Source organism: Desulfotomaculum sp. OF05-3 (assembly GCF_003435535.1).
Classification (GTDB): domain Bacteria; phylum Bacillota; class Clostridia; order Lachnospirales; family Lachnospiraceae; genus Pilosibacter; species Pilosibacter fragilis.
In genome coordinates, this window is the sequence record NZ_QWGO01000007.1 from 1 (window position 1) to 12986 (window position 12986).

At 52.0% G+C, this 12986-nt stretch carries 11 protein-coding genes; 9 read left to right on the forward strand and 2 right to left on the reverse strand.

Annotation, left to right across the window (positions count from 1 at the left end; translation table 11 throughout):
* The first annotated feature begins 146 nt into the window (after positions 1–146).
* The gene (locus tag DXA87_RS05435; RefSeq protein WP_015553637.1) at positions 147–707 is read left to right on the forward strand and encodes an RNA polymerase sigma factor; all 561 of its coding nucleotides are present in this window, start codon (positions 147–149) and stop codon (positions 705–707) included.
* The gene (locus DXA87_RS05440) at positions 689–1474 is read left to right on the forward strand and encodes a hypothetical protein (RefSeq protein ID WP_015553636.1); all 786 of its coding nucleotides are present in this window, start codon (positions 689–691) and stop codon (positions 1472–1474) included. Before DXA87_RS05435 ends, DXA87_RS05440 begins: the two co-directional genes overlap by 19 nt.
* Positions 1475–1675: 201 nt before the next feature.
* On the opposite strand, the gene aroE is transcribed toward DXA87_RS05440, so the two are convergent.
* A complete protein-coding gene (gene aroE / locus DXA87_RS05445) occupies positions 1676–2665 on the reverse strand; it encodes a shikimate dehydrogenase (RefSeq protein WP_117503493.1) in 990 nt (329 codons plus the stop codon).
* A gap of 295 nt (positions 2666–2960) precedes the next feature.
* Here aroE and DXA87_RS05450 point away from each other — a divergent pair, with 295 nt between their 5' ends.
* A complete protein-coding gene (locus DXA87_RS05450) occupies positions 2961–3479 on the forward strand; it encodes a shikimate kinase (protein WP_117503494.1) in 519 nt (172 codons plus the stop codon).
* Between the two features lie 552 nt (positions 3480–4031).
* Here the strand turns inward: DXA87_RS05450 and DXA87_RS05455 are convergent.
* Entirely contained in the window at positions 4032–6917 is a 2886-nt protein-coding gene (locus DXA87_RS05455; RefSeq protein ID WP_117503495.1) for a TetM/TetW/TetO/TetS family tetracycline resistance ribosomal protection protein, read from the reverse strand.
* Between the two features lie 296 nt (positions 6918–7213).
* Between DXA87_RS05455 and rimP the strand changes: the two genes are divergently transcribed.
* From rimP to rbfA, 6 genes are all read left to right on the forward strand, one after another.
* Positions 7214–7681: a ribosome maturation factor RimP gene (gene rimP / locus DXA87_RS05460; RefSeq protein ID WP_021904666.1), complete on the forward strand. Its 468-nt coding sequence runs from the start codon at positions 7214–7216 to the stop codon at positions 7679–7681.
* A gap of 15 nt (positions 7682–7696) precedes the next feature.
* Positions 7697–8863, forward strand: a complete 1167-nt coding sequence (nusA, locus tag DXA87_RS05465) for a transcription termination factor NusA (RefSeq protein WP_021904667.1) — start codon at positions 7697–7699, stop codon at positions 8861–8863.
* A gap of 71 nt (positions 8864–8934) precedes the next feature.
* The gene (locus tag DXA87_RS05470; RefSeq protein WP_117470801.1) at positions 8935–9165 is read left to right on the forward strand and encodes a YlxR family protein; all 231 of its coding nucleotides are present in this window, start codon (positions 8935–8937) and stop codon (positions 9163–9165) included.
* A complete protein-coding gene (locus DXA87_RS05475; RefSeq protein ID WP_015553628.1) occupies positions 9152–9463 on the forward strand; it encodes a ribosomal L7Ae/L30e/S12e/Gadd45 family protein in 312 nt (103 codons plus the stop codon). The genes DXA87_RS05470 and DXA87_RS05475 overlap by 14 nt, the downstream gene beginning before the upstream one ends.
* 88 nt (positions 9464–9551) lie before the next feature.
* On the forward strand, positions 9552–12383 hold the full coding sequence (gene infB / locus DXA87_RS05480) for a translation initiation factor IF-2 (RefSeq protein WP_242998013.1): 2832 nt from the start codon (positions 9552–9554) through the stop codon (positions 12381–12383).
* Between the two features lie 83 nt (positions 12384–12466).
* Positions 12467–12862: a 30S ribosome-binding factor RbfA gene (gene rbfA, locus DXA87_RS05485; RefSeq protein ID WP_021904670.1), complete on the forward strand. Its 396-nt coding sequence runs from the start codon at positions 12467–12469 to the stop codon at positions 12860–12862.
* Positions 12863–12986: the final 124 nt, after the last annotated feature.

Genomic DNA, 12986 nt, shown 5'->3' on the forward strand with positions numbered 1-12986 from the left:
TTCTTTATATTATTTTATCTAGCACAACAGGTTAAGTTATATATTTGGAAGAATAAAGAAGAAAAGAAATTTCCGATAAAAATGAACTTTCCCCCAATTGCCTGTCTCTATAAGACAGATGCATCAAAAAAGAGAGGAGGCAGGACATGGATGAAGAGAATATCGTGAGACGCATGATCAACGGGGACATGGATGCCTTCGGGGAGCTGATGGAGAAGTATGAGAGGCCGGCGCTCAGGGCGGCCTGGCTGATCTCCGGGAACGCGGCGGACAGCGAGGACATTGTCCAGGAGACATTCACCGCCTGCTATTTAAACAGAAAGAAGCTCCGGGATCCGGCAGCCTTTAAGACATGGTTTTACAGGATACTCACAAGATCCGCGTGGAAGATCAGCAGAAAGTCGCGGAAAGAACAGCCGGAGGAGGAACCTGCATCCGGGCAGGCGGACACCGGAAGGTCCGTCCTGGAAAACTGCATTATGAAGGAAGAGGAGCGGATCCTCTACGAGGCGGTGGAAAAGCTGCCGCCGAAGCAGAAGACCGTGTTGATCCTGTACTATTACAATGATATGCCGATCCGCGAGATCGCAAGGGTCTGCGGAGTGTTTGAGGGAACGGTGAAATCCAGGCTGTTCCACGCGAAGGAACAGTTGAAGCAAATCCTCACACAGGAGGAAGGAGGAAAAACATGGACGATCCTATCTTAGAAAAGAGACTGAAAAACATGTTTGAGAGCCGCGCAGGCGAACTTCCGGACGAATCGGTGCGGAAGGCGCGGATCCGGAGAAATGTATATGAGAAGATAGAAAGAGAGGGAAATTATATGAAGAAAGGTTTTATGAAAAAAGCGGTAGCAGCAGTTGCAGCGATCTGTGTATTTGGAAGCATGACGGCGTTCGCGATTGGAAAGATCGCGGGAATCACATCCCGCACCGATATAAGAGATGAAGTCCACACCTATGAACAGGCGCTGGAGCTTCAGAAGGAGAATGGACCGATGGTAGATTTCCCGGAGAAATTCTCCAACGGGTACGCGTTTAAGGCTGCTGTGCCGGTAAACTATGAGACGGAAGATAAAGATGGAAATAAACTGGGAAACGGAACACAGCTTTCCGTCACATACGGAAAAGACGGCATGGAGGATGTCACGTTTTCCGCGGAAGTCGGCATGGATGGAGAACTCACCCCGGCAGAGGTGAGGACATGCGAGGATGGTACAGAACTCTGTTTCTACAAGCTGACCAACAAGTTCGTTCCGGCAGATTATGAGCTCACCGAGGAGGACAAAAAGGCCCAGGAAGACGGCAATTTTAACCTGGCTTACGGCAGCGATAAGGTCGAAGTTATGACTTCCTACACGGTAGAGTGGAACATGGACGGACAGGGCTACAGCCTCTTCAAGTTTGGTGAGGATCTCGGCGCTGAGGAGATGTTTGGAATGGCGGAAGAGATTATTGCGGGACAGAGTAAGTAGAAGATAAAACAACTGGCAGTTCATAAGATAGATGATGAAAGCCTGAAATAAAAGATTTGATTAAGGAAAACGATCTGTTTGTGGTATTGATGGTTTGCACAGACAGATCGTTTTCCTTTTTTGATGCCATGCATCCAGAGAAAACTGTCGGTGGCAGGTTCTGGAGGTCATGTGTAAATAGAAACTTTAAAAGTAGAGTATTTATTTTTCGTCAGTGATTAACTCATGTGAAATACCGTTTCCGGCGTTTAAAGCAGCAATGACACGGCGTAAGTGATCTAAGTTGCTTTTTGAATAAAAAGGATCAGAGAAAAATTCCTTCTTGATCTTCTCCACTGGCATCTCCTTTCCAGTCCAGAGACGGAAGGCCTCGGCACCCTGGTAGAGGAGCATATAGGATCCGTTGAAGAACGGGTTGCCCTGATTTTTAGCCATGGTGAGGAGCTTTGTCTCACGCGGATTGTAGATGATATCGGAGACGATGAGGTCTTTCGGAAAAGTCAGATTTTCCGGGACCGGGCAGGTATCCTCGTGGGGAGCCATGCCGACGGAGGTCCCGTTTGTGAGGATAGCGCTGTCTGCAAGCTCTTTTTTTAAGAGGTCTGCATCGGAGAAGTCGCAGATCCTGATCCTGCAGTCAGTGATCTCTGTGAGCTCCTCGACCGTATGGACCAGACGGTCATAGAAGCGGCTGGTGGGTCTCACGAAGACGGAGATCTCTTTTAAGCCGTCGAGGGCAGCCTGTACCAGAATTGCGGTGGCAGCGCCTCCTGCGCCCAGAAGTGTCATTTTTTTGCCGATGATATCGTAACCGGCATCTTTTACGGACTGCATGTAACCGATGCCGTCGGTGTTATGGCCGACGAGACGTCCATCTTCGTTTACGACCGTGTTGACAGCACCGATGATCCGGGCAGCGGTGGAGAGTTCGTCGCAGAGGGAGACCATGAGATTTTTATCCGGCATGGTCAGGTTGAAGCCGCGGGCACCGAGAACCTTTAAACCGGCAACTGCGGTGGGAAGTGTCTCCTCATTGACATCAAATGCGAGGTAGCGGTAGTCGAGCCCAAGAGCCTCAAAGGATGCGTTGTGCATCATCGGGGAGACGCTGTGGGCGCAGGGGCTGCCGAGCAGACAGATAAGACCGGTGTGTCCGGTGATCGGTGAAGCTGCGGATGTGGTGTTTTCCATTTTATGTGTACCTCCGGGGAGTGATTTTTCTCGCTTTATTATAACAGTGCAGGAAAGAAAATGCAAAAGAAAATTTATGATTTTAAAGTGTGAAAATGTAAAAAGCAGAAAAATTTAAAAAAGAGGGCTAAAAGCGGAATAGATCAGGAATGTGAAGGTTCTTTGATTGCAGAGTATGTTAAAATCTGGTATACTTGCACTAAATGACGCATGAAAGTGGAAAAGTGTTTTGGGTGTGGGAGAAAACAGTTAGAGATTTTGAGAGACTATTAGTACGAAAAGGAGAATTTAGATTATGGCGGGATTGAAGGAACATATTTTTCTGATCGGATTTATGGGCTGCGGGAAGAGTACGAACGCGGAGTGCCTGGCGGAGATGACCGGGGCGAGGCAGGTGGAGATGGATCAGATGATCGTGGAGAATGAGGGGATGGCGATCGCGGATATTTTTGAGGAGAAGGGGGAAGCGTATTTCAGGGAGCTGGAGACGGAGCTGATCAAAAGCTTTGCGGGAGTGGAGCCGGCGGTGATCTCCTGTGGGGGAGGTGCTGTTTTGAAGGAGGAGAATGTGCGGCTTATGAAGGAGTCTGGGAAGATCGTGCTTCTCACGGCAGAGCCGGGGACGATCTACGAGCGTGTGAAGGACAGTACGGAGAGACCGGTACTGAATGGGAATATGAATGTTGGGTATATTGAAGAGCTGATGGAGAAGCGCAGGCCGAAGTATGAGGCGGCGGCTGATGTGAAGGTTGCTACGGATGGGAAGACGGCAGAAGAAATCTGCGGGGAGATCCTTGAGGTTTGTGGGAAATAGATTGGCTAGAGGTACGCGCCGGTGAGTCTTCGGGCGCGAACGCAGGGGTTCGGGAGCGGTTCCTCTAAGCTTGCAGAAGAATGCTAAGGGCGGAGAACAGTCGGCACAACTCGCTGACGCTCAGACTAGTGCCGCCTGTCCTCCAACGCATTCTCCTGCGAGCCAAGAGGAAGCCAGGCTCCCTGCACAAAGCGTCCGTGCCCGAAGACTCACCGGCGCTGTGCGTTGGCGGTTTGGAAGATTGCGTATCAGCGCGGTGTGTTGACAGGAGCGAGGAGAAGTTATGTGCTTGAGTCTGAAGGTTTAAAATCGCGCTCTATTTCGAAAATTTCGAAAATTCGCTGGATTGCGTGTTGGTGGTTCAAGGGAGAGAGATTGAGGGCAGGTCGGAAAATGTAGAGAATGGCTGGAAATAGGACGGAAAAAGTGTGAGAAATGTCTGAAATGGGGTCAGAAAAAGGCACTGACGTGCCAAAGATGCGCACTCGCGCGAAGATGTAGACTGTCGCAAGCGACCGCGCGAGGCGCGAGAATGTGCCAAGGCACATTCTTTTATGGCATTTCAGGATTTTTTCCCAGTCGTACTGCCTCTAAATACTTCTGTGTCTCCGCGTCTGCATGCGCGAACAGATAATTTTTTGCATTGCCGGTGTGCTTTCCCTTTTCTTCGGAGATCAGCTTTCCGACACGCTCGATCTCCTCGCGGAAATCCCTCGCGGACCAGAGGATACAGCCCTGACTTCGGATAATGAGCTGGATCACGCCGTCGGAGGTGGCGACTGTGGTGCGGTATCGTCTGCCGATGCGGATCGCGACTTTTTCGATGTACTGGTCGGCGGTCTCCGCCTCTTTTGTATACACGACGTTGATGTTGTGGTATTTCTGGACCTTCTCCACACCGCCGGGGACCTTGTAGGCATCGAAGACGACGATGACACATATTTTCCGGAATCCCTGGTAGTTGCTTAGGATGTCCATGAGCTTGTAGCGGGCGGCATCGATGCTGACGGCAGCCAGATCGCTCAGCTCCTCCCAGGCGAAGATAATATTGTAGCCGTCAACGAGAAGGTATTCGTCCTCCGGCTCCTCTTTTTCCTTCACCGGCTTCGCCGGGCTGGCGTTCTTTGCGCGGATCACGGTGCGGGAGTCGTAGTCGGAGGCAAGCTTCCGTTTTGGTTCGCCATATGTACGGGTGAAAATCGCCTGAAGTTCTTTGTCGTCATAGAAGGAGAGCGAAGAATCTCCATTTCCGCGGCTGCCGGAAGAAGAATCGGCGGTGCCATTCGCGGAAGTTTTTGTTCCAGAACCAACACCGTCATCGGAGCCAGTCCCAGAGCCGGTTCCCGAACCAGCAGAGCCGTCTGAACCGGATTTGTAACCGCCAGCCGCTCCACTCGGAACTTTCCCCGCAGCTACATCCGCTGCCATCGCCTGCAGCCGTTCATTCGCTTCCTTAAGCTCCCGTTCCTGCTGTTCCTTCGCAAGCTGCTTTGCCAGCGGACTCTCCACATGCATATACTGCTTCACCTCATCCCACGGCACCACGAAGCCTGCCCCGTGGGAGCAGAAGACAGATCCGGCAGGGTCCTGGAGGTCGGAATCGAAATCGTAGCCGGAGGCCGCGATAACCTCCTCGGCGTTGTGGCACGGTTCGTAGCCGGAAAGACTCAAGGTCAGCCGTCCGCGGCCTTTCGTGTAGGAGATCACGTCGCGCTGGTAATTTCTCATGGTGGAAACCGGGGCGGTTCCCGTAAGAAGAGCAATGGAGCCATCCTGTTCCGGTGCGGAAAATTCACCCTGCATCCGGTCAAGATCCGCCATGGCGCGCCCAAGGTTTTCCGATGGGACTTCCAGACGGAACGCGTAGTAGGGTTCTAAGAGCACACACCCCGCCTCGCAGAGTCCCTGACGGACAGCGCGGTAGGTTGCCTGGCGGAAATCGCCGCCCTCTGTGTGCTTCTGGTGGGCACGCCCGGCAATCAGAGTGATCTTCATATCGGTGATCTCGGAACCGGTGAGGATTCCCCGGAAACGCTTTTCTTCCAGATGTGTCAGAATCAGCCTCTGCCAGTTCCGATCCAGCATATCCTCGCTGCAGTCTGCTTCAAAGACAAGTCCGCTTCCCGGCTCTCCGGGTTCCATTAAAAGATGGACTTCCGCGTAGTGGCGCAGCGGTTCGAAATGACCGACGCCCTCAACGATCTTAGCGATCGTTTCCTTATATACAATATTTCCTTCGCCAAATTCGATCTCCACGCCGAATCGTTCCTGTACCTGACTTTTCAGGATCTCCATCTGTACATCGCCCATGACCTGTGCCTGGATTTCGCCAAGCGCCTCGTTCCAGACGATATGGAGCTGCGGGTCTTCCTCCTCGAGCATGCGCATGTTTTTGAGCATGGTGTGGGAGTCTGTTCCAAAGGGCAGCAGGATCCGGTAGGTGAGGACCGGCTCTAAAAGCGGAAGAGCACTCTCGGAGGCAGTTCCGAAGACCTGTCCAGGCCTCGTGTCGGAGATTCCGGTGACGGCCACCACCATGCCAGGTTCCGCTTCCTTCAATGCCTCAAACTTTGAGCCGGAGTAGAGCCGGATCTGATTGATCTTCTCCTCAGAATCAGGAGAAAGGGAATCGCGGATCTTTAAAGTTCCGCCTGTGATCTTCAGGTGCGTCATCCGGACACCTGTCTCATCGCGGGAGATCTTGAACACCTTCGCACCGAAGTCCTTCGTATAGTCCGGACATGATGCAAACTCCCCAAGGGAAGTCAGAAACTCCCGGACACCGGTGAGCTTTAACGCGGAGCCGAAAAAGCAGGGGAAGAGCTTTCGGTCCTGGATCGCGTTCCGAACGTCCGCCGTCTTTAAGCCGCCATCCGCGAGATATGCTTCCAGAAGCGCTTCGTCGCAGGTGGCGATCTCCTCTGCAGTTTCATCCGAAGTTCCAAGAATCTCACAGTTTCCGGACACCCCGCTGAAGTCCACGACTCCATGATCCAGCCGCTCTTTCAGCGATGCCAGCACCGCATCTCGATCCGTCCCTTTCTGATCCATCTTATTCACAAAGAGAAATACCGGGATCCGATACCGTTTTAAAAGTCTCCACAGTGTCTCCGTATGTCCCTGAACCCCATCAGCTCCGCTGACAATCAATACCGCATAGTCAAGAACCTGCAGTGTCCGCTCCATCTCCGCCGAAAAGTCCACATGACCAGGCGTGTCGAGGAGTGTCACAAAAGTATCGCCCAACGGAAAGACCGCCTGCTTCGAAAAGATCGTGATGCCCCGGGCGCGTTCAAGCGCGAAGGTATCAAGAAAGGCGTCACGGTTGTCCACGCGCCCCATTTTCTTTAATTTTCCTGTCTCATATAAAATTGCCTCGGACATGGTCGTCTTTCCAGCGTCGACATGCGCGAGGATTCCGATCACAAATCGTTTCATATAGTAAGTCCGCTTTCTAAAAATTTCCATAACGGTCCACTGAACCAGTATTTAGACACAGTATATCAGAAAAAAGAACCTCATGCAACGATACAGTGGTCATCATCGGACTGACCTGAGAGGAGACCATTATGCCGATATTTCTATGATTTCCCGGTAAAACCCTTGATTTTTCTGGCTTTCTATGATATGATATCAATTGATAACATAAGTAACCGGTCAAAAGAGTGGACGAAAAAGTCCACTCTTTCGTTTTGCATAACCGGAATATTCCGGCAGAAAGGCGGTGGAAACCCATGGCAAGAAGAGATGAATATGAATCCAGGGTCGAGAAATTTTTAATTCCGATCATGGAAGAGAATAATTTTGAACTGGTGGACGTGGAGTACGTGAAGGAAGCGGGCACCTGGTATCTGAGAGCCTATATCGACAAAGAGGGCGGTTTTACAGTGGATGACTGTGAGATGGTATCGAGACGATTAAGCGACTGGCTCGATAAAGAAGACTTTATCGATGACAGCTATATCCTGGAAGTAAGCTCCCCGGGACTTGGCAGACCGTTAAAGAAAGAGAAGGACTTTAAGAGAAGTCTCGGCGAAGCAGTCGATATCAAGCTGTACCGCGCCATCGAGAGACAGAAAGATTTCTCCGGAATTCTCACGGCATATGACGCGGACACCGTAACGATCCGCTACGAGGACGGTTCCGAGAGCACATTTAATAGAAAAGACATTGCCTTAATCCGTCTGGCATTCGATTTTTAATAAGGAGGATAAAAAATGAACAAGGAACTGATGGAATCGATGAATATACTCGAAAAAGAGTACAACATCAGTAAGGACACATTGCTGGAGGCAATTGAGAATTCACTTCTCACAGCCTGCAAGAATCATTTCGGCAAAGCCGACAATGTGAAAGTCATCATTGATCCGGATGGCTGCGACTATTCTGTATATATGGAAAAAGAGGTCGTTGAGACTGTGGAGGACCCGATCACACAGATCAGCCTCGCCGACGCAAGAATGATCGCTCCGAGACATGTCCTTGGTGATATCGTCCAGATCCCCATTGATTCCCATGATTTCGGCAGAATCGCGACGCAGAACGCGAAGAACGTGATCTTACAGAAGATCCGCGAGGAGAGCCGTAAGTCCCAGTTAAGCGAGTGGCAGTGCAAGGAGAAAGAGGTCGTTACGGGTATTGTCCAGCGTTATATCGGCCGCAATGTCAGCGTAGATCTCGGAAAGATCGATGCGATCCTTCCGGAAGCTGAGCAGGTAAAGGGCGAAGTATTCCAGAGAACTGAGCGCATCAAGGTTTATATCCTGGAAGTTAAGGACAGCCCGAAGGGACCGAGGATCTCCGTATCCAGAACGCATCCGGACCTCGTAAGACGTCTGTTTGAGGCTGAGATCGCAGAGGTCCGCGACGGTACCGTTGAGATTCGCGCCATCGCCCGTGAGGCAGGTTCCAGAACAAAGATCGCTGTAAGCTCCACAGACCCGAACGTTGATCCGGTAGGTGCATGTGTAGGTTTAAACGGCGCGAGAGTCAACGCGATCGTCAACGAGCTCCGCGGTGAGAAGATCGATATCATCAATTGGGACGACAACCCGGCGTTCTTAATTGAAAACGCGTTGAGTCCGGCGAAGGTCATCTCCGTCGTTGCGGATGAGGACGAGAAAGAGGCACAGGTCATCGTTCCGGACTACCAGTTATCCTTAGCGATCGGTAAAGAAGGACAGAATGCAAGACTTGCCGCAAGACTTACCACCTACAAGATCGATATCAAGAGTGAGACACAGGCGAGAGAGCTTGGCCTCTTCGACGATATGGATTTCGGCGAGGAAGGCTTTGAGGGCGAGTACGAGAAAGATGTAGAGCCGGCAGAGGACGAAGCTCCGGCAGAGGAAACTTCCGAAGCACAGGCTGAGACAGAAGAATAGGAGAGAAGGGAACGACCACAGTGAGTACAGTAAAGAAGGTTCCGCAGAGACAGTGCATTGGCTGCGGTGAAATGAAAAACAAGCGGGAGCTGATCCGTGTCTTAAAAGGTACTGACGACGTGATTTCCATTGACGCGACCGGAAGAAAAAACGGACGCGGCGCATATATCTGCCCATCCATGGCATGCTTTGAAAAGGCAGTGAAGAGCCGGGGACTGGAACGCTCCTTTAAAATGGCAATTCCAAAAGAGGTTTACGAAAGTCTGAAAAAGGAGATGGAACAGATCGATGAACAGAAATAAGGTCCTGGGCCTGCTGGGCCTGGCGGAGAAAGCCGGCAAGGTAAGAAGTGGCGAGTTCTCCACAGAGAAGGCGGTAAAGTCCGGAAAAGCCGGACTGGTGATCGTATCGGAAGAATCTTCGGACAACACAAAGAAAATGTTCCGGAACATGTGTACTTACTATAAGGTCCCGTACTTTGAGTTCGGAAGCAAGGAAGAGCTCGGACACATCCTGGGAAAGCAGATGAGAGCGTCCCTGGCCGTGATCGACGAGAATTTTTCCAATGCGTTGTTGAAGCATTTTACTGCAAAAGCGTAGTCCTGCGGACATGAGGAGCGCATGCCTGCATGCGGCGGGTCATGTACATTGGCGATGGTTTGCAGGGACTATTTTGGAGGTGGCGAGCGTGAGTGAGTTTGAAAAGGATTTAAGAAAGAAAAAAGAGGGAACAGATACATTGAATCAGAATCAGGAGAATTCCACAAAGCCGGCAGTTCCGGCTGAAGGAGAAAATAATGCGCCGGCAGCACCGGCAAAGAAGCGTATTGCGGCAGTTTACCGTCCGCAGAACAGCACACAGAAACGTCCGGCAGGAAACCGCCAGCAGGGCGGTCAGAGACCGGCAAGACAGAACAACGGTTCCGGCATGCAGGTGAGACCGACGACAAACAGCGCGCCGGCAGAACCGGCAAAGGCAGCTGAGACCTCAGCAGCACCGGCACCGGCACCGGAGAAAAAGGCGGAGACAGTTAAGACAGAGGCACCGGCACAGGATCTTCGTGAGAATGTCCGTCCGCTTCCGAACCAGAGCCGTCCGGAAGGACGCCAGGGCTTCCAGTCCAGAGAGAGCCGTCCGTTCCCGGGACGCGACGGAAACCGTGAGAGCGGAAGAGATAACCGCCAGGGCGGCTATCAGGGCAGCAGAGATAATAATCGTCAGGGCGGCTACCAGGGTAACAGAGACGGAAACCGCCAGGGTGGCTATCAGGGCAACCGAGACGGAAACCGCCAGGGCGGCTATCAGGGCAACAGAGACGGAAACCGCCAGGGTGGCTACCAGGGCAACCGCGATAACAACCGTCAGGGCGGCTACCAGGGCAACAGAGACGGAAACCGCCAAGGTGGTTATCAGGGTAACAGAGATAACAATCGCCAGGGCGGCTACCAGGGCAACAGAGACGGAAACCGCCAGGGTGGCTACCAGGGCAACCGTGACAACAATCGTCAGGGCGGTTACCAGGGCAGAAACGACAACCGTCAGGGCGGAAACAGAAGCGGCATGGGCATTCCGAAGCCGTCCTTCGATACACCGCTTGCACAGAAGCAGCAGAACACAAAGCAGAGCAAGAACGCTTACAAGAAAGAGCATGACGCAAAGAAAGACCGCGATATCGAGATGAAAGGCAAGGCAGGAAAGGGCCAGAAGGGCGTAAAAGCTCCGGTTATGCCGCCGCAGCCGAAGAAGGAGGAGGCGAAGGTCGAGGAGATCAAGACCATCGTAATCCCGGAGGTTATCACGATCAAAGAACTCGCGGACAAGATGAAATTACAGCCGTCCGCAATCGTTAAGAAGCTCTTCTTACAGGGCACCATCGTTACGATCAACCAGGAGATCGACTTCGAGAAAGCCGAAGAGATCGCTATGGAGTATGATGTTCTCTGCGAGAAGGAGAAGAAGGTCAACGTCATCGAGGAACTCTTAAAAGAGGAAGAAGAGGACGAGAAGGACATGGTTCCGAGACCGCCGGTCATCTGCGTAATGGGTCATGTTGACCACGGTAAAACTTCCCTTCTTGACGCGATCCGCCAGACAAACGTAACCTCCAGAGAGGCAGGCGGTATCACACAGCACATCGGTGCCTATGTTGTTGAATACAACGGACAGAAGATCACATTCCTCGATACACCGGGTCATGAGGCGTTCACGGCAATGCGTATGCGTGGTGCCCAGGCAACAGATATCGCGATCCTCGTTGTCGCAGCGGACGACGGTGTTATGCCGCAGACTGTTGAGGCCATCAACCACGCGAAGGCAGCAGGCGTTGAGATCATCGTTGCTGTCAACAAGATCGATAAGCCGAGCGCAAACGTAGAGAGAGTAAAACAGGAGTTATCCGAGTATGAGCTGATTCCTGAGGACTGGGGCGGAAGCACCGTATTCGTACCGGTTTCCGCACATACAAAAGAGGGAATCCCGGAACTTCTCGAGATGATCCTCTTAACAGCAGAGGTAAAAGAGTTAAAGGCAAACCCGAACCGCCGCGCGAGAGGTCTCGTGATCGAGGCGCAGCTTGATAAGGGAAGAGGACCGGTGGCAACGGTACTTGTACAGAAAGGTACCTTAAAGGTCGGTGACGCTATCGCCGCTGGCTGCTGCTACGGTAAAGTCCGCGCCATGATGGACGATAAGGGCAACCGTGTCAAAGAGGCTGGCCCGTCCACTCCGGTTGAGATCCTCGGTCTCAACGATGTTCCGAACGCAGGTGAGGTATTCATCGCGCACCAGAACGAGAAAGAGGCAAGAAGCTTCGCAGAGACATTCATCGCAGAGAGCAAGAATAAGCTTATCGAAGATACAAAGGCAAAACTCTCCTTAGACGACCTGTTCTCCCAGATCAAGGCCGGAAATGTCAAGGAGCTTCCGATCATCGTAAAAGCCGATGTACAGGGTTCTGTAGAGGCTGTAAAACAGAGTCTCGTAAAGCTTTCCAACGAGGAAGTTGTTGTCAAAGTCATCCACGGCGGCGTTGGCGCGATCAACGAGTCCGACGTTACACTTGCATCCGCTTCCAATGCGATCATTATCGGTTTCAACGTTCGTCCGGACGCACAGGCGAAGTCCATCGCGGACCGCGAGAAAGTCGACATGCGTCTGTACCGCGTCATCTACCAGGCGATCGAGGATGTAGAGGCTGCCATGAAGGGTATGCTGGATCCGGTATACGAGGAGCAGGTAACCGGTCATGCAGTTGTCCGCCAGACGTTCAAGGCATCCGGAGTCGGCACCATCGCTGGTTCCTATGTGCTTGACGGTAAGATCACCCGCGGAAGCAAAGCCCGCATCACGAGAGACGGAGAGCAGATCTTCGAGGGACCGCTTGCATCCTTAAAGCGTTTCAAGGACGACGTGAAGGAAGTCAACGCAGGCTACGAGTGCGGTCTTGTATTCGAGGGCTTCAACGATCTTCAGGAAGACGATATGATCGAAGTTTATATCATGGTAGAGGTGCCGAGATAGTTGTCTGTCAGGTCTGTGCATAGCCGCGGAGAGTTTCGTTTCGCGGCTATGTCCGGGATAGTCGTAAAAAAAGAGGTAATATCATGAGAAAAAACAGTGTAAAAAATATCCGGATCAACGGCGAAGTCCAGAAAGCTCTGAGCGAAATCATCCGCTCCGAGCTCAAGGACCCGCGTGTTCATCCGATGACAAGCGTGGTCCAGGTCTCGGTCACACCGGACCTTAAGATCTGTAAGGCCTACATCAGCGTCCTTGCGGACGAGGAGCAGGCGAAAGATACGATCCGCGGTTTAAAGAGCGCGGAGGGCTTTATCAGAACCCAGCTTGCGAAAAAAGTAAATCTTCGGAACACCCCGCAGATCTTCTTCGTGCTGGACCAGTCTATCGAGTACGGCGTCCGCATGTCCAAGCTCATCGATGAGGTGACAAAGGATATGCCGGAGGAGCAGGAAGACGACGGAACTGAGAGCGAAAATTAAACGAAGGAACCGGTCTGCGTGGAAAATACGCGGACAGGAGCGTACTGAAATCATATAGAGGAATCCGGTCGGACACGCGTAACGCGGATTCTGCCGGATTTTTCTGTTTTTTATATTACAATAC